Genomic DNA, 20,852 nt, shown 5'->3' on the forward strand with positions numbered 1-20,852 from the left:
CAAGATCGGCGTGCAGGGGACACACATCCCGGCCGCACTGTGCGACTTCCGTGCAGGTCGGGCGGTACTGCGCGCTTTCGGACAATGAATTTCGGCCGCCTGCTCCAGCGGTGACAACAAAGCCGTTCCGGCCACCCGGTGCTGTTTCCGGTGGGCCGCGTACCCCCTCCGCCGATTCCCGCGGCAGGCGGCTCACCACGACGAACCCGGGGTAATGGCGTCGCCGGGGCGAATATTTTCAGCCGCTTGGCCGATTTATGTGGCATCCGCCGGTGAGCGGAGGCGGGAGTTCCGCGGGGCGGCCCCGGGCGCCCCCCTCTGCGCACCGCGCGCGGGGTTCGCCTCCCCGGCGGGCGGTCCGCTTGCCGTGGGTGCGCATTCCTTGACAAGACCCCGGTGGTCCCATGCTCATTTCCGGATCAAAAAGAGGGCACGGGAAAGAATCTTAGACGGACGGATTGTGTCGCCCGGTTTCCGGCGAGTAACATCACGCCTCGATCAATTCGGTCACGAAATCTGCCCGAAATTTGATGCTCAGATCCTCCGCTCCCGGGCCCACCCGAGGCTCCATCGCCGTCGACGGTCGTCACGGTGCGGGCATGCGTTGCAGAACCGTTCAACTTTCGTGCACGAGGCCGCGCCTCAGCGGCCGACAGAGGGGACGACATGAGATCCGTTTCCAATCGAACCCGCGTGGGTCTGCTCGCGGCGTTCACGGCATTCGGCGCACTGCTCTCCACCGGTTCGGCCACCGCCGCAACCCAGCTCAACGGTGACTGGGCGCCCTTCGACCGCTGTCCGGTCGACGCCCCCGCCATGCTGGCGGCGGACGGCATCAACACCATCGCCACCTGCATAGCCTCCAGTTCGGCCTCCGGATCCATCACGCTGGGCAAGTCGCACGTTCCCACCGGCCGCACCGATCTGCAGCTCGGAGTCATCCAGCGCCCCGACGGCACCGCCTCGCTGGTGGCCCCGCCCGAGGGGGCGCTGACCGCGGACCCGGCGGAGATCCCGGGCGGCCTGCTGGGCCTGATGTGCCCCAGCGGAATTCCTCTGGTATCGGGAATCTGCCGGCAGCTGACGGACAACAACCTCAACCGGGTCACTGCCACCATCGAACCGGCCGGAGCGCCCCGGGACTTCAATATGGCGGCGGCTTTCTCCACCGGTGAGCCTATTCTCACCATCCCGGTCCGCATCCACCTCAAGAATCCGTTCCTGGGTGACAAGTGCTACATCGGGACCACCGCCGACCCGGTGCTTCTGAAGCCGCAGAACACCACGGCGCCGACCCTTTCCCTCCAGCGTTTCTCCGCCGACGGGACGCCGAACGACGACGAGGGCGAGATGGGCCGCTACACCTTCGACGGCGCCGACCAGGGCGACACGACGTTCGCCGTTCCGGGGGCCAGCGGCTGCGGCGCCGGCCTCCTGAACTGGGCGGTGAACCTCAAGACCGGCCTCCCGTCCGCCTCCGGCAAGAACAGCGTGAAGCTGAACGCCACCACCACCTACTTCGGCAGCCCCTACGACCCCGCCGGCCTCGCGCCGAACGAGGGCCGGAAGCTGTCCGAGTTCTGGCACTCCGCGAAGCGGTAGGCCGCCCTCCGGTACGAGGAGGTGATGCGGGAACCGCCCCCGCACGTCCCGGTCCGCGCACCGTACGCCGCCGTGGACCCCGCAGCGTGCCGCACCGTCCGGCACCGCCAGGTACAGCGCAGCCGTCTCTCCACTCACGTTCAGTCCAATCCCCAACGGGACGAGAAAAGGGAGTACCCCATGTTCAAGCGAACCGGTGTCCTGACCGCGATCGGCGCCGCCGCGGCAGCCGTGGTCCTGGCGGCCCCGTCGGCCGTCGCCGCGCCGACCAGCTGGACGATCAGCCCGACCGGCACCTTCAAGGGCACTGCCGGAGTGACCGTCCTCACCGACAACAACGGCAACAAGATCCAGTGTGCGTCCTCCGCCGCGCAGGGCTCCGCGCCGACCTCCCCGGTCGCCGGGAGCCCGGCCAAGCTGGCGACGATCACGGCGATCTCGTTCAACTCGCCGTGCACCGGGCCGTTCAGCTCCACGTGGACCGTGACCACCACGCCGCCGTGGGAGATCTGGGGCCTGGACTACGCGGCGGGCGCCGGCACCAACTCCACGGGCCAGACGACCGGTGAGATCCGGGCCATCAAGGCGAAGGTGTCCGGGACCAGCGTCCTCGGTCCCTGCACCTTCGACGTCACCGGCAAGGTCGCCGCCAAGTACAACAACCCGACCACGGGTGGCAGCAACGGCACCCTGAACACGGCGGGCGGCGGGCTGACCCTGACCATCGCCAACAAGGTCGGCGGCGGCTGCGGCATCGTCGGCACCACGGCCAGCTTCCAGGGCCTGTACACGCTCGTCAGCACCACCACGGGCAAGTCCCCGGTCATCAGCGGCTGATCCCGCCCCCGATGACCTGCCGCACCACCTGAACGTCGTGCCCGGCCGTGCGCACCCGGCGGCCGGGCACGGCCGCGCCACGGAACACCCGGGGTGCGCGGCGGCTTCCGACCGGGGCCGAGCCCCATCCGTCGGACGCCTCCCGCGACGCCGGCCGCGGAGCACGCGCTGCGCCCCCACGCCTGCCCCGCCTTTTCACGCACCCGCCGACAAGGTCCGGGGCGGTGGATTGTCACCGGTTGCCAAAGTCCGCGCACCGGTGATCCGGACGTGGGCCCGGCCCTTCCCAGGCGTCGTCGGCGTGCGTACCGTACCCGTCGGTAGGAGCCGTCCGGCGTCCGGCCGCACCGGGGCCGGAGGGCGGCCGCCCCCCCCGACGCCCGCCGGGGCCCCGCCCGCTCAGCCGCCGCCCGGAACCGGACCCGCTCCACAGCCGCCCGCCCTCTGGGCCCACGCGCGCCGGAAGGACACACCCGTATGACCGTCGATGCACGCGCCGCGGCGAGACGACCGATCCACTGGGCCGTGGGAGGGGCGCTCGTCGTCGCCACCGCGCTGGTTCCCAGTGCCGAATCGGCCGCCGCGGAACAGAAGTCGGAGGTCGCCCTCCGCTACGCCTGTCCGTTCCCCTCCGGGGCCGAGGAGGTGGACGTCGTCGTCTCGGCGGTGCTCCCCACCTCGGCCCGTACCGGCGAGGAGATCCGTCCCGGCCAGGTCTCCGTCGAGGTCGGTCTGCCTGCCGTGGCGCTCGCCCGCTTCGGCGACCTGGAGGCCGAGACCCTGGCGGCCACCGCACGGCTCACCGTCCGCAACACGGTCGGCGACACGTCCGCCGACGCCTCCTGGCAGGACCTGACCGCCCCGCCGACGGCCCTGCCGAAACCCGGTGAAGGAGAAGGCGAAGAGGAGGGGACGGGCGGCCTTGCCCTGACCGCGACCGGGGAGGTCCCGACGGTCGCGTTCGGCACCCCCGGGCGGGCGACGCTGGCGCCGGCCGCACTCGCCCTCTCGCTCTCCTCGCACACCGCGGACGGCGAGCCGACCGTGCCCCCCGGCCTCGACGTCGCCTGCGAACCGGTCCCCGGCCAGGAGACCGAACTCGCCTCCGTGGACATCCGCGGCGACCAGGACCCCACGTCCCCCGCGCCCCGGCCCGGCGAGAGCGACCCCGCGCCGGAGCCGGTCCCCGACCGCCCGGCCGAAGGGCTGCCGCCCACCGCGCGGGAGAAGATCGACGCCCTCACCGACAAGCGGCTCGACGCGCTGGAGGACGACCCGGGCAGCTGCCCGATCGAGATCCCGCCCGAGTGGGTGATGACCACCGCCGAGGCCTACGCGGCCGGCTACGCCAACGCCGCCAAGCTGAACGGCGCGGCGGCCCTGGGGCCCGCCTTCATGAAGGTGGTGTTGAACAAGCGCTACATCAACGACTCCTGCGCCTCGACCGTCGACGTCAGCTCCGAGGTGAACTTCGACTACCAGGGGAAGCGCCAGCTCCCTCCGACGAAGGCCACGTTCCTCACCTACGGCTTCATGCCGACGACCGCGACCATGACGCTGGAGCAGGTGGGCCCCCCGGCGGCGATCCACACGCACACGGTCACCAACACGCCGACCTACCCGGAGGAGACGACGGTCACCGCCCAGCTCGTCATGCGGCTTTCCGACGTCGAGGTCAACGGGGTGCCCCTGGACGTCGGCCCCGACTGCCGCACGGAGCGGCCCTTCGAGCAGGTGCTGCGGGGGTACGGGCAGAGTTATCCGCCGGCCGGCTACCTCGTGGCGACCGGAGGCAGTCTGACCGGGTACGCGCACATCCCGCCGTTCACGGACTGCGGCGTGGACGAGGACCTCGACCCGGTCTTCACCTCGGCCATCTCCAGCCCCGGCAAGAAGGCCGACAACTACGCCAAGATGACCCAGGCGCCCCTGTGCGTGGCCACGGATCCGACCAGCGTGAACTGCCCCCCGAAGAAGCCCAGGCCCGAGCGGTGAGCACGGGCGGTCCGGGGGCCGCCGACAGGTGAAAGGCGATCGAGCCCTTCCGGTTCCACGGGACCGGGAGGGCTTCTTTCCGTTCCCCGGCGCGGAACACCGCCTCCGTGATTCCTCATCATCCAACAGGTTTGGCGGGCGGATTACTCACCCGTTGACAAACCCCCCGGCCCGCATGAATTCTCGCCGAGGAAAATCTGTACCCAGTATTGCGAAGTCAGGTTACCGGCCCGTAGCGTCCCAGGCGTGCCCATCGAAAGCGCCTGCGTACCTGCTGGCGGGCACACGCGGGCCCGGTTCGCTCCGCTCCGGCCCAGGAGCACCCCGGACGAGGCGTCCGGGGGCGTGCGCAGATTTCGACAAGGACGGGAACCGGCCTTGTCACCGAATGACAAGTGATCCGATCCGACCCCCGCGTTCGTCGATCTCCGCTGTTCAACGGCTTGCCCCGGCGGTTTCGGCGGACATAGCGTGCGCCCCCTGGTGCACGTGTGACGAGCCGCCATCGATTGCAGCAGAGCCGGAGCGCCCACGATGAACACGTTCACCGCCATTACGAGGGAGGGCCGATGGGAATCGAAGTAGTCGTCGAGGGCCTGACGAAGTCCTTCGGCAAGCAGAACATCTGGCAGGACGTCAGCCTCACCCTGCCCGCCGGTGAAGTGAGCGTCATGCTCGGGCCTTCCGGAACCGGTAAAACCGTTTTCCTGAAATCCATCATCGGGCTGCTCAAGCCCGAGCAGGGACGCGTCCTCATCAACGGCGTCGACATGGTGAACAGCCCGGAGCGCGAGATCATGGAGACCCGGAAGCTGTTCGGTCTCATGTTCCAGGACGGGGCCCTTTTCGGCTCGATGTCGCTCTTCGACAACATCGCCTTCCCGTTGCGCGAGCACACGCGCAAGAAGGAATCCGAGATCCGCCGGATCGTCATGGAGCGCATCGACATCGTCGGCCTCCTCGGCGCCGAGGGAAAGCTGCCGGGCGAGATATCCGGCGGTATGCGCAAGCGCGCCGGCCTCGCCCGCGCCCTGGTCCTGGACCCGCAGATCATCCTCTGCGACGAGCCGGACTCCGGCCTCGACCCGGTCCGCACCGCCTACCTCTCCCAGCTCCTCATCGACCTCAACGCCCAGATCGACGCGACGATGCTCATCGTCACCCACAACCTCGACATCGCGGCGACCGTCCCCGACAACATGGGCATGCTGTTCTGCCGCAACCTCGTCACCTTCGGCCCGCGCGAGGTGCTGCTCACCAGCGACACGCCGGTCGTCTCCCAGTTCCTCGCCGGACGCCGCGAAGGACCCATCGGCATGTCCGAGGAGAAGGACGCCGCCACCCTCGCCGCCGAGCAGCGGTTCGACACCGCCCCGCTCCCCACCGGCCCCCGCACCGTCGTCCCCCAGCTGGAGCCCTCGCCCGGCATGCCCGTGCGCCAGGGCGCGCTGCGCCGCCGGGAGCGGGTCATGTCGATGATGGGCCAGCTCCCGGAGGCCGCCCGTACGGCGATCCTCAACAGCTACACCCCGGCCGCGGGAGGTGCGCGCGCGTGACCGCCCCGATGCCGGTGCGGCCGCCCGAGCCGCCCGAGAAACCCCTGCCGGACCCCGCCGAGAGGGCGACCGGCCGTCCCGCCGCCGGCCGGCGGCCCTCCCGGCTCCTCGCCCCGCTCCGCGAGACCGGGAAGCTGTTCGCCCTCGCCCTCGCCGTGGCCCGCGCCGTCTTCCGCAGGCCGTTCCAGGTACGGGAGTTCATCGAGCAGTTCTGGTTCGTCGCCAGCGTCACCATCCTGCCCGCCGCCCTCGTCTCCATCCCGTTCGGCGCGGTCATCGCCCTCCAGGTCGGCTCCCTCACCCAGCAGCTCGGCGCCCAGTCCTTCACCGGCGGCGCCAGCGTCCTCGCGGTGATCCAGCAGGCCAGCCCGCTCATCGTGGCCCTGCTGATCTCCGGGGCCGCCGGCTCCGCGATCTGCGCCGACCTCGGATCGCGCAAGATCCGCGAGGAACTCGACGCGATGGAGGTCATGGGCGTCTCGCCCATCCAGCGTCTCGTCGTCCCCCGGGTGCTCGCCACCATGCTCGTCGCCGTCCTGCTCAACGGCCTGATCTCGGTGGTCGGCACCCTCGGCGGCTACTTCTTCAACGTGATCATGCAGGACGGCACCCCGGGCGCCTACCTCGCCAGCTTCTCCGCCCTCGCCCAGCTGCCCGACCTCTACATCAGCGAGTTCAAGGCCCTGATCTTCGGCTTCATCGCGGGCATCGTCGCCGCCTACCGCGGCCTCAACCCGCGCGGCGGCCCCAAGGGCGTCGGCGACGCGGTCAACCAGTCCGTCGTCATCACCTTCATGCTGCTGTTCTTCGTGAACATGGTCCTCACGGCGGTCTACCTCCAGATCGTCCCCGCGAAGGGGAGCTGACCGATGGCACTGCTCAGCCGGCTCGACCGATCGGGCGACCAACTCACCTTCTACGTCAAGGCGCTCCTCTGGATCCCGCGCACCCTGCGCCGCTATCTGCGGGAGGTGCAGCGCCTGCTGGCCGAGGTCTCCTTCGGCAGCGGCGGACTCGGCGTCGTCGGCGGCACCATCGGCGTGATGGTCGCCATGACCCTCTTCACCGGCACGGTGGTGGGGCTCCAGGGGTACGCCGCCCTCAACCAGATCGGCACCTCGGCCTTCACCGGATTCGTCTCCGCCTACTTCAACACCCGTGAGATCGCCCCCCTGGTGGCCGGACTCGCCCTCTCCGCCACCGTCGGCGCGGGCTTCACCGCACAGCTCGGCGCGATGCGGATCAACGAGGAGGTCGACGCCCTGGAGGCGATGGGCATCCGCTCCATGCCCTACCTCGTCACCACCCGGATCATCGCCGGAGTCGTCGCGATCATCCCGCTGTACGCGATCGGGCTGCTCTCCTCCTACGTCGCCTCCCGCTTCATCACCATCTTCTTCAACGGCCAGTCGGCGGGCACCTACGACCACTACTTCAACCTCTTCCTCTCCCCGCAGGACGTCCTGCTGTCGGTGCTCAAGGTGCTGATCTTCAGCGTGCTGGTGATCCTCGCCCACTGCTACTACGGCTTCCACGCCAGCGGCGGCCCCGCCGGGGTGGGCGTGGCGGTCGGCCGCTCGGTGCGCAACGCGATCGTCCTCATCAGCGTCACCGACTTCTTCCTCTCGCTCGCCATCTGGGGAGCCACGACGACGGTGAAGGTGGCCGGCTGATGCGCACACCCAGCACCCGCACGGTCCGCCGCCGCCTGGCCGGAGTCACCTTCCTCCTGGTCCCCGCCGTCCTGGTGTGGGTCTCGGTCGCCGTGTACGAGAAGGAGTTCACCGACGACGCCACCGTCACCGTCCGCACCGGCGCGGTCGGCAACGAGATGCACGACAACGCCGACGTGAAGCTGCGCGGCGTCGTCGTCGGCCAGGTCCGCTCCATCGCCTCCGACGGCGCGGGCGCCCGCCTCACCCTCGCCATCGACCGCGACAAGCTCGAGCAGATCCCCGCCGACGTCACCGCCCAGATGCTGCCGACCACCCTCTTCGGCGCACGGTTCGTCGCCCTCGTCCCGCCCCGCGTCCCCGCCGGCGCCGCCCTGCGGGCCGGAGCGGTCATCCCGCAGGACCGCTCCAGCAACGCCATCGAGCTGGAGCAGGTCCTCGACAACGTCCTGCCGCTGCTGACCGCCGTGAAGCCCGAGAAGCTGTCCGCCACCCTCAACGCCGTCTCCCAGGCGCTGGAGGGGCGCGGCGAACGCCTCGGCGAGACGCTGACCACGCTGGACGGCCACCTGAAGAAGTTCAACCCCCAACTGCCCACGCTCAACGCCGACATCAAGGAACTCGTCAAGGTGAGCACGCTGTACGCGGACGCCGCGCCGGACGTTCTCGACGCGCTGACCGACGCCACGGTCACCAGCTCCACCCTCGCCGACCAGGAGGCGCGCCTCGCCGGCCTGCACGGCGCCACCACGGCCGCCGCCCGGGACACGACCACCTTCCTGCAGGCGAACAAGGACAACCTCATCCGGCTCTCCGCCGCCGGCCGCCCCTCCCTCGAACTCCTCGCGGAATACGCCGAGTCGTTCCCCTGCACCCTGCGCACCATGGCCGGATTCGTCCCCGCCATGGACAAGGCGCTCGGCAAGGGGACGAACGAGCCGGGGCTCCACGTGTCGATCAAACCCGTCCCCTCCAAGGGCAAGTACGTCCCCGGCAGGGACCGGCCGGTCTACAACGCCTCGGGCGGCCCGAAGTGCTACTCGGTGCCGTACGTCGGCAAGAACGCCCCGACCGCCGACGCCCGCCGGGCCGCCGACGTCACCGCGCCGCCGCCCGCGCCGGCCGGTGACGCGGACACCGCGCTCGGCCTGCCCAACTCGCCCCAGGAATCCCAGCTCGTCAACGAACTGGTCGCACCCTCGCTGAAGGCGGCGCCGGGAGACCTGCCCGACTGGAGCAGCGTGCTCATCGGCCCGGCCTTCCGCGGTGCGGAGGTGAAGCTCAAGTGAAACGCCGCTCGCTCGCGGGACCGGTCGCCAAGTCCCTCGTCTTCATCGTCGTCACGGTGCTGGCCACCACCGTCCTCGGACTCTCCATCGCCAACAAGGGCGTCGGCGACACCGCCACGTACAAGGCGCGGTTCACGGACGCCACCGGGCTCATGCCCGGCGACAGCGTCCGGATCGCGGGGGTCAAGGTCGGCCAGGTCGAATCCGTGCGGGTCGCCGACCGGCGGGTCGCCGAGGTCGCCTTCGCCGTACGCAAGGGGCGGGACCTCCCCGCCTCGGTGACGGCCTCCATCAAGTACCTCAACATGGTCGGACAGCGGTACGTCGACCTCGACCAGGGCGCCGGGCCGGTCGGCCGGACGTTCCGCCCCGGCGACACCATCCCGCTCTCCCGCACCACCCCGGCGCTCGACCTCACCCAGCTCTTCAACGGCTTCCAGCCCCTGTTCGAAGGGCTGTCGCCGCCCGACGTGAACCAGCTCGCCGGCTCCATCGTCCAGGTCCTCCAGGGCGAGGGCGGCACCGTGGACAGCATTCTGCGGCACGTCGGCTCGCTCACCACGACCGTCGCCGCGAAGGACAAGGTGATCGGAGAGGTGATCGCCAACCTCAACACCGTCCTCAAGACGGTCAACGACCGGGAAGCCGGCTTCGACGACCTCGTCGTCACCCTCCAGAAGCTCGTCACCGGGTTCTCCGGCGACCGCAAGCCGCTGGGCGAGGCCGTCACCGCGATGGGCGCGCTCACCACCGTCACCGCCGACCTCTTCCAGGACGGCCGCAAGCCGCTCAAGGACGACATCCGCCAACTGGGAAGGTTGAGCGGGCAGTTGGAGAAGGGCACCCCGCAGATCGAGAACTTCCTCCAGAAGACCCCGGCCAAGATGGCGGCCATCAGCCGACTCACGTCCTACGGATCGTGGCTCAACCTCTACCTCTGCGAGGCGAAGGTCAGCGGCGTCACCCACGACGACGGAAGCAAGCCGCCCACCGGCATCGCGATCACCCAACCGAGGTGCCTGGCATGAGAATCACCCCCATCCGGGAACGCAACCCGGTCGCCGTCGCCGTCGTCGGACTCCTGGTCCTCGCCCTGGTCGGCCTCGCCGCCTGGCGCGCCGACTCCCTCCCCTTCGTCGCCGGCGGCACCTCCTACAGCGCCGACTTCACCGAGTCCGCCGGACTGGAGGACGGCGACGAGGTGCGCATCGCCGGCGTGAAGGTCGGGGAGGTCACCGGAGTCTCGCTCGACGGCTCCAAGGTCCGGGTCGACTTCCGGGTGGAGGACGCCTGGATCGGCGACTCCTCCACCGTGGGCATCGCCATCAAGACCCTGCTCGGCGAGAAGTACCTCGCCGTCGACCCCCTCGGCGACGCCCCGCAGGACCCCGGCAGCCGCATCACCGCCGGCCGCACCACCTCCCCGTACGACGTCACCCAGGCGTTCAACGGGCTCGGGGAGACCATCGGGGAGATCGACACCGCGCAGCTCGCCAAGAGCTTCGACACGATCTCCGCCACCTTCAAGGACTCCCCGCCCCACGTCCGCAGCGCCGCCGACGGGCTCTCCGCCCTCTCGCGCACGGTCTCCGAACGCGACGCCCAGCTCGCCACCCTGCTCAGCAGCAGCAAGAAGCTCACCAGGACCCTCGCGGGGAAGAAGAGCAGCTTCGAGATGCTCCTGGAGGACGGGAACCTGCTCCTCGGCGAGATCCAGGCGCGCCGCGACTCCATCCACCTGCTGCTCACCGGCACCCGCGACCTCGGCACCCAGCTCGCCGGACTCGTCCGGGACAACGACAAGCAGCTCGGACCGACCCTGGACTCCCTCAGCCGGGTCACCGCCGTCCTGGTGAAGAACCGCAAGAGCTTGGACAAGGTCCTCGCCACGACCGGCTCCTACAGCCGGCTCGTCGGCAACACCCTGGGCAGCGGACGCTGGTTCGACAACTACGTCTGCGGCGTCGTGCCCAAGAACTACCTGCCCGCCGGCACCGGCCCGGCGACCGGATGCATGCCACCCCGGCAGCAAGGGGGCCGCTGACATGAGACGCACCCGCATCACCGGCATCGTCGTCGGCCTCGCCCTGGTCGGGGTCGCCGCCGCCACCGGGGTGAGCGCCCTGGAGGAGGACGGGAAGATCACCGTCACCGCCTACTTCGAGCGCGCCACCGGCGTCTACGCCGGGTCCGATCTGCGCATCCTCGGCGTCAAGGTCGGCACCGTCCAATCCGTCGAGCCGCGCGGCGAGGAAGTGAAGGTCGTCCTGCGCCTCGACGACGGCATCGACGTCCCCCGGGACGCCCACGCCGTGGTCGTCGCCCCCAGTCTCGTCGCCGACCGCTACGTCCAACTCGCCCCCGCCTACGACGGCGGCCCCCGGCTCGCGGACGACGCGGTGCTGCCCGCCGCCCGCAACGCCACCCCCGTCGAGGTCGACGAGCTGTACGCCTCCATCACCGAACTCTCCACCGCGCTCGGCCCCGACGGGGCCAACGCGGACGGGGCGTTCGCCCGGCTCCTGGACACCGGGGCGAAGAACCTCGACGGCAACGGCAAGGCCATCGGGGACTCCATCGAACAGTTCGGCAAGGCCGCCAAGACGCTCGACAAGAGCAGCGGCGACCTCTTCGACACCCTCACCCACCTCCAAAGCTTCACCACCATGCTCAAGGAGAACGACGGCAACGTCCGCAGCGCCGAGCAGCAGCTGAACACGGTCACCTCCTTCCTGGCGGACGACAAGAAGAACCTCAGCGCGGCCCTCAAGGAACTGGGCGCCGCCCTCGGCCAGGTCAAGGCGTTCATCGCCAAGAACCGCGGCTCGCTCAAGAAGAACGTCGAGGCCCTGGTCCCCATCACCCAGACGCTCGTCGACCAGCGCGCCTCGCTCGCGGAGGCGATGGACACCCTGCCGCTCGCGGCGGGCAACGTGCTGAACGCCTACGACCCGGCCCACCGCACCCTCAACGGCCGGGCCAACCTCAACGAACTGTCCATGGGCGGACCGCTCGTGGAGCCCGGGGCCGCCGCGGCGGCCGGCCGGCTCACCGGCCTGGCCCCCGTCGACGCGAACCGCCGCAAAGTCCTGCCCGTCCTGCCGCTCCCCGAGGTCGGCACGGTCTACGGCACACCCGAGAAGCAGCCCGGCAAGAAGAAGGGGGCGGAAGGATGAACGACGACGCCCGCCGCAGACCCGCCGTACGCGCGGCCGTCGCCGCCGTCGCCCTGCTCGCCACCGGCGCGCTGGTCGCCCTGGTGGTGGTCCGCCCCGACGCCCCGTCCTTCACCGGCATCGAGCAGATCCCGCTGCCCGGCGGCGCCGACCTGGGCGAGAGGCCGTACGAGGTCACCGCCGAGTTCGGCGACGTCCTCAGCCTCGCCCCGCAGTCCTCGGTCAAGGTCAACGACGTCTCCGTGGGGCGCGTCACGAAGATCGCGCTCGCCCCGGACGGCTGGCGGGCCCGGGTCACCATGCAGGTCAACGGCAGGATCAAGCTCCCCGCCAACGCCTACGCCCGGCTCGAACAGTCCAGCCTCCTCGGCGAGAAGTACATCCAGCTCGCCCCGCCCCCCGACGGCACCGCCCGGGGATCGCTCGCGAGCGGAGGCCGCATCCCGCTCTCCCGGACCAACCGGAACCCCGAGGTCGAAGAGGTCTTCGGCGCCCTGTCCATGCTCCTCAACGGGGGCGGGGTCAACCAGCTCAAGACCATCACCACCGAGCTGAACAAGGCGCTCGCCGGGCAGGAACCGCAGATCCGCTCCGTACTCAACCGGGTCGACACCCTCGTCACCGACCTCGACGAGAACAAGGGCGACATCACCAAGGCCCTCGACGGCGTCAACCGGCTCGCCGCCACCCTCGCCACCCGCGAACAGGACGTCGGAACGGTCCTCACCGACCTCAGCCCCGGACTCAAGGTCCTGGAGAAGCAACGCGGCTCCCTGCTGACCATGCTGCGCTCCCTCGACACCCTCTCCACCGTGGCCGTCGACACGATCAACCGGAGCAAAGCCGACATGATCGCCGACCTCAAGGCGCTCGCCCCCACCCTCAAGGCGCTCGCCGACTCCGGCCAGGACCTGCCCGACTCCCTCCAGGTGCTGCTGACGTACCCCTTCACCGACGAGGTGCTGCGCGGCGTCAAGGGCGACTACCTCAACGTCTACCTGGACGTGACGGCCATGCCGGGCACCCAGATCATCCCGGCCCTCACCCCCGACCCGCCGGGGATCCCGCAGCCCCCGACCGAGGGCGGGGACCCGGCCGCGCCGCTCCGGGGCGCGCTCCCTCTGCCGCTGCCCGCCGTCTCCGGCGCCCCGAGGACCACCGCGCCCCGGTCGCCGGAGCCCGACGTGTCCGGCGCCTCGCAGCCGTCCGCGTCCGGGTCCTCGAAACCCGCGAAGGAGGCGACCCCGTGATCACCCCCGCCATCCGGCTGAAGAACCTCGCCTTCCTCGTCATCGCCGTCCTGGTCCTCGGCTACCTCGGCGTCCGCTACGCCGACCTCGGCCACTACGTCGGACTGCGCAGCTACTACACGGTCAAGGTCCAACTCCCGCAGACCGGAGGCCTGTACACCCACTCCAACGTCACCTACCGGGGCGTCTCCGTGGGCCGTGTCGGACAGATCGAGCTGACCGAGGAGGGCGTCGAGGCCGAACTGCGCATCGAGAAGGACGCCCCGCCGATCCCCGACAGCCTCACCGCCGTCGTCGCCAACCTCTCGGCGGTCGGCGAGCAGTACGTCGATCTGCGGCCCACCCGCCGGGACGGGCCCTTCCTGGGGAACGGCTCGGTCATCGACGAGGCCGACACCGCCATCCCCGCACCTCCCACCGATGTCCTCACCAGCGTCGACGACCTGGCGAGCTCGGTGGACCTGGAAAGCCTGCGGACCGTCGTCGAGGAGTTCGGGGCCGCCTTCGAAGGACGCGGCGAGGACCTCCAGGTCCTGCTGGACAGCAGCGGCGACTTCGTCGAGGCCGCGGACCGGGCGCTGCCCGTCACCACCCGCCTGATGGCCGACGGCGAGAAGGTCCTGCGTACCCAGGCCGAACAGGGCCGGGCGCTCAAGGGCTTCGCCCGGGGGGCCAAGGAACTGGCCGCCGAACTCAAGGGCTCCGACGCCGACCTGCGCCACCTCATCGCGACCACCCCGGACGCCGCCCTCCAGATCAGCGGACTGCTGCGCGACGTCGACCCCGCCTTCGGCGTCGTCGTCGCCAACCTCCTCACCACCTCCGAGGTGGCCGTCACCCGCCAGCGCGGCCTGGAAGAACTCCTCGTGAAGCTGCCCGCCGTCGCCGCCGTCGGGGCGAGCGCGATCGACGACGGCGGCGCCCGGTTCGGCATGTCCCTCACCTTCTTCGAACCGCTGCCCTGCACCGCCGGCTACGGCGGCACGGTCTACCGCAACGGCCTCGACACCTCGGCCGGCCCGGCCGTGAACACCGCCGCCCGCTGCACCTCCTCGCCCGGCACCGGCGTCAACGTCCGGGGCAGCGCCAATGCCCCCAAGGGCGGCCCGGTGCCCCAGCCCGCCGTTCCGGGCTCGATGAAGCTGCCCGGAGCCGCGGACGGCACGTCCGCGAACGCCGGGCCGCGGGCCGACGGCATGGCCGGGCTGCTGGGTCTGGGAGGCGCCTCGTGACCGCCCGCACCCGGCGCCTGGGCGGCTGGGCCGTCCTGCTCGTCGCCGCCCTGGTCTGCGGACTGGGGGCCTGGTCGTACGGGCAGGCGCGCGGCGACGGCTCCCTGTCCTACGCGAAGGCCCGCGACACCGCCCTGGCCGAGGGCAGACGGCACCTCGCCACGCTGAACAGCCTGGACGGCGCGGACGCGAAACGGGTCGACACCGGGCTGCGTGCCTGGCTGGATGCCTCCACCGGCCCGCTGCACGACCAGCTGGAGCGGACCCGGAAAGCCGACGCGAAGTCCCTGAAGACGGCGGGCGACACGGCCCGCGGCAAGGTCACGTCGGCGGCGCTCACCGCACTGGACGAGCGCACGGGCACGGCGGAGCTGATCGCCGCCGTCGACGTGGAGGTCACCCCGCGCTCCGGTGCGGCCGGCATCCAGCGCAAACGGTTCGGGGCGACCCTCGCCCGTACCGCGGACGGCTGGAAGGTCAAGGCGCTCACGGCGATAGGAACGGACGGCGGCCGATGACGGAGCACGGAGGAGTGACCACGGTCGACGGCGGGACCGCTGTGGAACCCGACGCCGGGGTCCGGGAAGCGGAGACGCCCGACCCGGGGCCGCGGCCGGACGGCGGGGCGGACGCGCCGCGCCGCCGGTGGCCGCGCGTCCTCGGCGCCCTGCTGGCGGTCGCCCTGATCGTCACCGGCGGCCTCCTGTACGCCGAGGGGCGCCGACTCCGGGACACCCCGGCCACGGCGAACCTCGCCCTCACCGATACGGCGGCGACCACCCGCGTCACCGGCGACGTCAGCAGCGCTCTGGCGAAGGTCTTCTCGTACGCCCCCGGCTCCACCGCCGCCACGCGGGCGGCGGCCGAGGAGGTGCTGACGGGCAAGGCGCTCCAGCAGTACGCGGCGCTGTTCGGCCAGGTGGAGCGGCAGGCCGCCGACCAGAAGCTGACGCTCACCAGCGAGGTCGTCCGGGCCGGCGTGACCCGGCTGACCGACGACAGCGCCCACCTCCTGGTCTTCCTCGACCAGGTCTACGAGAGGCGGGGCCGGACCCCCACCACCGCCGCCGCGCAGCTCACGGTGACCGCCGAACTGCGCGACGGACGCTGGTGGATCGTCGAGATCGGCTCCCTATGACGGCGGGCCCGAGGAGATGGCGCACCGGTCCGGTTCGGCAGGCAGGGGAGAGGCACCACATGGCACGGCAGCGGACGGCGACGACGAAGACCGAGAGCGGCGAGGCCGCTGGGAACAGCGGGAACGCCGGCAGGACCGGCAGCACCGAACGCTCCGGAACGGCCCGGGCGAGAGCGGGGAACCCGCTGCTGCTCGCCGCACTGGCCCTGGTGGTCTGCGCGGCCGGGGCGGCGGGCTGGGGCGGCTGGCAGCGCTACCAGGCGGCCAACGACGACGCGGCGTCCTTCGCGCAGGCGCGCGACGACGCGCTGGCGGCGGGGGAGCAGGCGGTGCAGAACATGAACACCCTGGACCACAAGGCGCTGGAGCAGGGGCTCGACAGTTGGGAGCAGTCCACCACCGGTGACCTGCGCCGCCAACTCGTGGACGGCCGCGACGCGTTCGCCAAGCAGATCGCCGAGGCGAAGACGGTCAGCACGGCGAAGGTGCTCTCCGGTGCGGTGACCGAACTGGACGAACGGGCGGGCCGCGCGGGGGTGATGGTCGCACTGCGCGTCACCGTCACCGCGCCCGAGGGCGAACCGGCGGTGAAGGAGAGCCGGTTGCTCGGAAGCCTCACCCGGACCGCCGAGGGGTGGAAGCTCAGCGCGCTGGGCCAGGCGCCCGTCGGCGCCACGGCCGGCTGACCCCGCCACCGCACCCGCCCCGCCCCGCACGCCCCGGAGAGGAACCACCCATGTCGACGACCCGCCACCTCGTCAACCGCCGCCGCCGGCTGGCCACGACCCCCTCGCGTACGGGAGCCGAGCCGGAGCCGGACTACGGGCGGAGCGCCGCCGACCCCGCCGACCCCGAACCGCGGTCGGCGAGGGGCGCCGCCGCCGATCGCGACACGGCCACGGCCACCGCCACGGACCCGGAAACGGCCGCCGCCGGTAACGCCGTTCCCGCCGGGCCCGAGCTCCGCACCGCCGCCGCCCGCGAGGACGCCCCCCGCCCCGAGGCGTCCCCGCTCGCACCGTCCCGCCTCCGCGTCACGCTGCCCGCCGTGCTCTGCGCCCTCACCGTGCTCCTGGGCGCCTTCGCCGTCTGGGCGTTCACCTCCGCCGACCGCCTCCGCGACGAGCCGGCCCGGCAGAACACCGCGCTCACCGACATCGGCCGGACCAGCGAGGTGAAGGGCCGGATCAGCGAGGCGGTCGGCGCGGTGTTCTCGTACGACTACGCCTCGCCCGCCCGGGCCGACCGCGCGGCGAGCACCTATCTGACCGGCCGGGCCGTGCAGCAGCACAAGGACATGCTCGCCGACGTCCGGGAGCAGGCCCCGAAGCAGAAGCTGGTGCTCACCACCACCGTGACCGAGAGCGGGGTCGAGTTCCTCGACGGCGACCGCGCCCGGCTGCTGGTCTTCGCCGACCAGAGCAACACCCGTACCGGCAAGGACGAGGAGACGACGTACGCGGCGGCCATGTTCGCCGTGGACGCCGTCCGCCGCGGGGACACCTGGCTGATCGCCGCCATCGACACCTTCACCCGCTGAGCGAAGGGAACCGACATGAGCTTCAACCGCACGGTGCGGCACCGGCTCGGCACCACGGCCACCGCTCTCGCAGCGATGACCGCCCTGACCGCGTCCCAGGCCCCGGGGCTTCCGCTGCCCGGGCCCCGGCAGGAGAAGGCGGCGTCCTCGGGCGACGTCGTGTGGAGCGAGGTGCCGGGCGACGACGCGTACCACACCGAACTTCCCCCGCTGCCGTCCCCGAAGCCGCCCCCGCCCCTGAAGCCGGGGAAGAAGCCCGATCCGCTCGTGGCCCGCGCCTGGTCCGAGGCGGGCATCCCGGCCACCGTACTGGCCGCCTACCGCAAGGCCGAGTCCACCGTGGGCCGCGGCGACCCGGGGTGCGGGCTGCCGTGGCAGCTGCTCGCGGCGATCGGCAAGGTCGAGTCCGGCCAGGCATCCGGCGGGCGGGTCGACGCGCGCGGGACGACCCTCTCCCCGATCCTCGGGCCCGCCCTCGACGGGAACGGCTTCGCCCTGATCCGGGACACCGACGACGGGGCGTACGACGGCGACCGCACCTACGACCGGGCCGTGGGACCGATGCAGTTCATCCCCTCCACCTGGGCGAACTGGGGCGCGGACGGCAACGGCGACGGCCGCGAGGACCCCCACAACATCTACGACGCGGCGCTCGCCGCGGGCCGCTACCTCTGCGCGGGGGACCGCGACCTGACCCGCCGCGCCGACCTGGACCGGGCGGTCCTCAGCTACAACCGGTCCGACGCCTATCTGCGGACGGTGCTGTCCTGGCTGGAGTTCTACCGCGGCGGCGGCCATCCGGTCGCCGACGGCGAGGGCGTCCTCCCGATCAGCCCCGGACCGGGCGGCAAGACCCGGCCCAAGGCCCCGGTCGGCCCCGGCGCTCCGCAGCCGCCCGGCAAGGGCGGCGGGGGAATCGTCGTCGGCCCGCAGCCCACCAAGCCGCCGAGCCCGGCCCCCAGTCCCCGGCCCACGGCGCCCGGCTCCCCGAGTCCCAGCCCCAGTCCCAGCTCCCCGGACCCGGGCCCCGGCCCCACCGAACCGACCCCGAGCCCCAGCCCCGATCCGACCGGCCCGGGGCCCACCGAGCCGGGCCCGAGCCCGAGCCCGGACCCGACCGGTCCCACCACCCCGCCCGACCCCGGCGAGACCGGCCCGGGCTGCCCCGGCGAAACCCCGTCCCCCGCCCCGGCGGAGCCCTCACCGGCCGAGGAGGCCCCGACCGGCCGGGCGGAGCCCGGCGACCCCTGCGCACCGGCCGAAGGCTCCGCGGCCTGACCCCGGCGCCACGCGGAGTTCCCGCCCCCGCCCCCGGCGCCGGGGGCGGGCGGCGTCACCGCACGGCCCCGGCATCCGGGCACAGCGCCCTCCTCAGCCCCGTCCGGGGTGGTTGCCCGGCCCGTCCGCCCGGCCGGCGAGAGGGGTGGGCGAGAGGTCCGTCCGCTCCTCGCCGGGCTCCAGCAGGGTGTCCGCGGGGCCGACGATCAGCGGGTCCGGCGTCCCGACGGCCTTCTCGTCCTTGCTGTCGTAGTCGAACCGCCACAACAGGCTGCGCATGGCCTCCAGCCGGCCGCGCTTCTTGTCGTTGTTCTTCACCACGGTCCAGGGCGCGTACGTGGTGTCCGTGGCCCGGAACATCTCCACCTTCGCCGTCGTGTACTCGTCCCACAGGTCCAGCGAGGCCAGGTCGGTCGGCGACAGCTTCCACTGCCGGACCGGGTCGACCTGCCGGATCGCGAACCGGGTCCGCTGCTCGCCGCGCGAGACCGAGAACCAGAACTTCACCAGCAGCACGCCGTCCTCGACCAGCATCCGCTCGAACTGCGGGGCCTGCTTCAGGAAGTGCTCGTACTGCTCGGTGGTGCAGAAGTCCATCACCCGCTCGACCCCGGCCCGGTTGTACCAGGAGCGGTCGAAGAAGACGATCTCCCCGGCGGTCGGGAGCTGTGCCACGTAACGCTGGAAGTACCACTGGCCGCTCTCGCGCTCGGTGGGCTTCTCCAGGGCGACCACGCGCGCGCCACGCGGGTTCAGCCGCTCGGTGAACCGCTGGATGGTCCCGCCCTTGCCCGCCGCGTCACGGCCCTCGCACAGGACCACCAGCCGCTGCCCGCTCTCCCGGACCCAGCGCTGGAGTTTCAGCAGTTCGATCTGGAGGACCCGCTTCTCCCGCTCGTACTCCCGGCGGCGCACCTTCCGGTCGTACGGATAGTTCTCCCGCCACGTCTCGATCGGGCGGCCCCGGTCGTCCAGCAGGACGGGCTGCTCGGGCCGGCTGCCGTCCACGGTCAGCCCCTTCAGCAGCTCCGCCGGGTCGGCCTGCGGTCCTTCGGTCATCGCCCTGGTCTCCCCGTCCGCCTCGTCGTCAACCGGTGCGGGAGAGGGCCCACCCCGCCGCGGGTGGACCCTCTCCCGCACCGCAACGTGCCCCCGCGTCCGCCGTCCATGCCTCTCACCCGGGGCCGACCGCCGAAAGCACCTCGGACAGGTCGTAGGAGACGGCCTCCTCCAACTGCGCGTACGTGCACCCGGCGGGGACCCGGTCCGGCCGCCACCGGCAAAAGCGGGCGGTGTGCCGGAACCGGTCGCCCTCCATGTGGTCGTACGCCACCTCGCAGACCCGCTCCGGGCGCAGAGGCGTCCACGACTGGTCCTTCCCGCCCGACCAGCGGTTCTGCGCCCCCGGCAGCCGGGACCGCTCGTGCGCCGCCGCGTCGGCCCAGGCCGCCCACGGGTGGCCGGCGGCCTCGCAGCGCAGCGGGGCCAGCTCCTCGGCCAGTTCGGCACGCCGCTTCATCGGGAAGGCCGCGCAGACCCCGACGTGCTGGAGGACGCCGCCGGAGTCGTACAGCCCGAGCAGGAGCGAGCCGACGACCGGGCCGCTCTTGTGCTCGCGGTAGCCCGCCACCACGACGTCCGCGGTCCGCTCGTGCTTGATCTTGTACATCGCCCGCGTGCCGGGCCGGTAGGAGAGGTCGAGCGGCTTGGCCACGATCCCGTCGAGCCCGGCCCCCTCGTACCGGTCGAACCATTCCCGGGCGAGGCCGATGTCCGTGGTGGACGGGGCGAGGAAGACGGGAGGAGAGGCGTCGGCGAGCGCTCCCTCCAGCGCCTCCCGGCGCTCCGCCTGCCGGGAGGCGAGCAGCGAGGCGTCGTGGAGGGCGAGGAGGTCGAAGGCGATCAGGCTCGCCGGGGTCAGCTCGGCGAGCGTCCGCACCCGGGAGACCGCCGGGTGGATGCGCTCGGCGAGCCGTTCGAAGTCGAGCCGCCCCTCATGGGCGATGACGATCTCCCCGTCGACCACACAGCGCGGCGGAAGGCTCTCCCGTACAGCGGCGACCACGTCGGGGAAGTAGCGGGTCAGCGACTTGCCCGTACGGCTGCCGAGCTCGACCTCGTCACCGTCCCGGTAGACGATCGTGCGGAAGCCGTCCCACTTCGCCTCGTACGCCATGCCCGGCGGGATCTTCGCCACCGACGCGGCCAGCATCGGCTTCAGGGGCGGCATCACCGGCAGGTCCATGACCCGATTCTTCACCGCCCACCGGCCGGTGTCTCCCGATG

The 20,852-nt window shown here is 71.9% G+C and carries 19 protein-coding genes; 17 read left to right on the forward strand and 2 right to left on the reverse strand.

Going from position 1 to position 20,852, the window contains the following annotated elements; translation table 11 throughout:
* The first annotated feature begins 666 nt into the window (after positions 1–666).
* From AMK24_RS19890 to AMK24_RS19970, 17 genes are all read left to right on the forward strand, one after another.
* Positions 667–1,602, forward strand: a complete 936-nt coding sequence (locus tag AMK24_RS19890; protein ID WP_073770144.1) for a hypothetical protein — start codon at positions 667–669, stop codon at positions 1,600–1,602.
* A gap of 180 nt (positions 1,603–1,782) precedes the next feature.
* Positions 1,783–2,439, forward strand: coding sequence for a hypothetical protein (locus AMK24_RS19895; protein WP_073770145.1), 657 nt, complete (start codon positions 1,783–1,785; stop codon positions 2,437–2,439).
* Positions 2,440–2,916: 477 nt separating this feature from the next.
* On the forward strand, positions 2,917–4,434 hold the full coding sequence (locus AMK24_RS19900) for a DUF6801 domain-containing protein (RefSeq protein ID WP_073770146.1): 1,518 nt from the start codon (positions 2,917–2,919) through the stop codon (positions 4,432–4,434).
* 569 nt (positions 4,435–5,003) lie between these two features.
* A complete protein-coding gene (locus AMK24_RS19905) occupies positions 5,004–5,990 on the forward strand; it encodes an ABC transporter ATP-binding protein (protein ID WP_073770147.1) in 987 nt (328 codons plus the stop codon).
* The gene (locus AMK24_RS19910; protein ID WP_073770148.1) at positions 5,987–6,856 is read left to right on the forward strand and encodes an MlaE family ABC transporter permease; all 870 of its coding nucleotides are present in this window, start codon (positions 5,987–5,989) and stop codon (positions 6,854–6,856) included. Before AMK24_RS19905 ends, AMK24_RS19910 begins: the two co-directional genes overlap by 4 nt.
* A 3-nt stretch (positions 6,857–6,859) precedes the next feature.
* Positions 6,860–7,663, forward strand: a complete 804-nt coding sequence (locus AMK24_RS19915; protein ID WP_073770149.1) for an MlaE family ABC transporter permease — start codon at positions 6,860–6,862, stop codon at positions 7,661–7,663.
* On the forward strand, positions 7,663–8,952 hold the full coding sequence (locus tag AMK24_RS19920) for an MCE family protein (RefSeq protein WP_073770150.1): 1,290 nt from the start codon (positions 7,663–7,665) through the stop codon (positions 8,950–8,952). Before AMK24_RS19915 ends, AMK24_RS19920 begins: the two co-directional genes overlap by 1 nt.
* Positions 8,949–9,980, forward strand: coding sequence for an MCE family protein (locus AMK24_RS19925; protein WP_073770151.1), 1,032 nt, complete (start codon positions 8,949–8,951; stop codon positions 9,978–9,980). The genes AMK24_RS19920 and AMK24_RS19925 overlap by 4 nt, the downstream gene beginning before the upstream one ends.
* Complete coding sequence (locus tag AMK24_RS19930) at positions 9,977–10,996, forward strand: MCE family protein (protein WP_073770152.1); 1,020 nt, start codon at positions 9,977–9,979, stop codon at positions 10,994–10,996. Before AMK24_RS19925 ends, AMK24_RS19930 begins: the two co-directional genes overlap by 4 nt.
* Position 10,997: 1 nt before the next feature.
* A complete protein-coding gene (locus tag AMK24_RS19935) occupies positions 10,998–12,128 on the forward strand; it encodes an MCE family protein (RefSeq protein ID WP_073770153.1) in 1,131 nt (376 codons plus the stop codon).
* Complete coding sequence (locus AMK24_RS19940; RefSeq protein WP_073770154.1) at positions 12,125–13,378, forward strand: MCE family protein; 1,254 nt, start codon at positions 12,125–12,127, stop codon at positions 13,376–13,378. The genes AMK24_RS19935 and AMK24_RS19940 overlap by 4 nt, the downstream gene beginning before the upstream one ends.
* Positions 13,375–14,610: an MCE family protein gene (locus AMK24_RS19945; RefSeq protein WP_073770155.1), complete on the forward strand. Its 1,236-nt coding sequence runs from the start codon at positions 13,375–13,377 to the stop codon at positions 14,608–14,610. The genes AMK24_RS19940 and AMK24_RS19945 overlap by 4 nt, the downstream gene beginning before the upstream one ends.
* Entirely contained in the window at positions 14,607–15,128 is a 522-nt protein-coding gene (locus AMK24_RS19950) for a hypothetical protein (RefSeq protein WP_073770156.1), read from the forward strand. Before AMK24_RS19945 ends, AMK24_RS19950 begins: the two co-directional genes overlap by 4 nt.
* A complete protein-coding gene (locus tag AMK24_RS19955; protein WP_073770157.1) occupies positions 15,125–15,748 on the forward strand; it encodes a hypothetical protein in 624 nt (207 codons plus the stop codon). The genes AMK24_RS19950 and AMK24_RS19955 overlap by 4 nt, the downstream gene beginning before the upstream one ends.
* Before the next feature lie 59 nt (positions 15,749–15,807).
* Positions 15,808–16,434, forward strand: coding sequence for a hypothetical protein (locus AMK24_RS19960; protein ID WP_338012700.1), 627 nt, complete (start codon positions 15,808–15,810; stop codon positions 16,432–16,434).
* 50 nt (positions 16,435–16,484) lie between these two features.
* Positions 16,485–17,288 (forward strand): hypothetical protein, encoded by an 804-nt coding sequence (locus AMK24_RS19965; protein WP_073770158.1) that lies wholly within the window; start codon positions 16,485–16,487, stop codon positions 17,286–17,288.
* A 15-nt stretch (positions 17,289–17,303) separates the two neighbouring features.
* A complete protein-coding gene (locus AMK24_RS19970; protein ID WP_073770159.1) occupies positions 17,304–18,566 on the forward strand; it encodes a lytic transglycosylase domain-containing protein in 1,263 nt (420 codons plus the stop codon).
* Positions 18,567–18,659: 93 nt separating this feature from the next.
* Here AMK24_RS19970 and ppk2 read toward each other — a convergent pair whose 3' ends face one another.
* Together ppk2 and AMK24_RS19980 are read right to left on the reverse strand one after the other, a co-directional pair.
* A complete protein-coding gene (ppk2, locus tag AMK24_RS19975) occupies positions 18,660–19,625 on the reverse strand; it encodes a polyphosphate kinase 2 (protein ID WP_073770160.1) in 966 nt (321 codons plus the stop codon).
* A gap of 115 nt (positions 19,626–19,740) precedes the next feature.
* Positions 19,741–20,811 carry an ATP-dependent DNA ligase gene (locus AMK24_RS19980; RefSeq protein WP_073770161.1) on the reverse strand — a complete coding sequence of 357 codons (1,071 nt, stop codon included), beginning with the start codon at positions 20,809–20,811 and terminating at the stop codon, positions 19,741–19,743.
* Between the last annotated feature and the right edge of the window lie 41 nt (positions 20,812–20,852).

Origin of the sequence: Streptomyces sp. CB02366 (genome assembly GCF_001905905.1) — a bacterium.
GTDB lineage: Bacteria > Actinomycetota > Actinomycetes > Streptomycetales > Streptomycetaceae > Streptomyces.

What these genes read in the sequence shown, in the direction of transcription:
- AMK24_RS19960 (WP_338012700.1), top strand. Translation starts at nt 15,808, where the DNA reads ATGGCACGGCAGCGGACGGCGACGACGAAGACCGAGAGCGGCGAGGCC.
- AMK24_RS19900 (WP_073770146.1), top strand. Translation starts at nt 2,917, where the DNA reads ATGACCGTCGATGCACGCGCCGCGGCGAGACGACCGATCCACTGGGCC.
- AMK24_RS19920 (WP_073770150.1), top strand. Translation starts at nt 7,663, where the DNA reads ATGCGCACACCCAGCACCCGCACGGTCCGCCGCCGCCTGGCCGGAGTC.
- AMK24_RS19905 (WP_073770147.1), top strand. Translation starts at nt 5,004, where the DNA reads ATGGGAATCGAAGTAGTCGTCGAGGGCCTGACGAAGTCCTTCGGCAAG.
- AMK24_RS19980 (WP_073770161.1), bottom strand. Translation starts at nt 20,811, where the DNA reads ATGGACCTGCCGGTGATGCCGCCCCTGAAGCCGATGCTGGCCGCGTCG.
- AMK24_RS19895 (WP_073770145.1), top strand. Translation starts at nt 1,783, where the DNA reads ATGTTCAAGCGAACCGGTGTCCTGACCGCGATCGGCGCCGCCGCGGCA.
- AMK24_RS19915 (WP_073770149.1), top strand. Translation starts at nt 6,860, where the DNA reads ATGGCACTGCTCAGCCGGCTCGACCGATCGGGCGACCAACTCACCTTC.
- AMK24_RS19970 (WP_073770159.1), top strand. Translation starts at nt 17,304, where the DNA reads ATGAGCTTCAACCGCACGGTGCGGCACCGGCTCGGCACCACGGCCACC.
- ppk2 (WP_073770160.1), bottom strand. Translation starts at nt 19,625, where the DNA reads ATGACCGAAGGACCGCAGGCCGACCCGGCGGAGCTGCTGAAGGGGCTG.
- AMK24_RS19940 (WP_073770154.1), top strand. Translation starts at nt 12,125, where the DNA reads ATGAACGACGACGCCCGCCGCAGACCCGCCGTACGCGCGGCCGTCGCC.
- AMK24_RS19965 (WP_073770158.1), top strand. Translation starts at nt 16,485, where the DNA reads ATGTCGACGACCCGCCACCTCGTCAACCGCCGCCGCCGGCTGGCCACG.
- AMK24_RS19930 (WP_073770152.1), top strand. Translation starts at nt 9,977, where the DNA reads ATGAGAATCACCCCCATCCGGGAACGCAACCCGGTCGCCGTCGCCGTC.
- AMK24_RS19955 (WP_073770157.1), top strand. Translation starts at nt 15,125, where the DNA reads ATGACGGAGCACGGAGGAGTGACCACGGTCGACGGCGGGACCGCTGTG.
- AMK24_RS19890 (WP_073770144.1), top strand. Translation starts at nt 667, where the DNA reads ATGAGATCCGTTTCCAATCGAACCCGCGTGGGTCTGCTCGCGGCGTTC.
- AMK24_RS19935 (WP_073770153.1), top strand. Translation starts at nt 10,998, where the DNA reads ATGAGACGCACCCGCATCACCGGCATCGTCGTCGGCCTCGCCCTGGTC.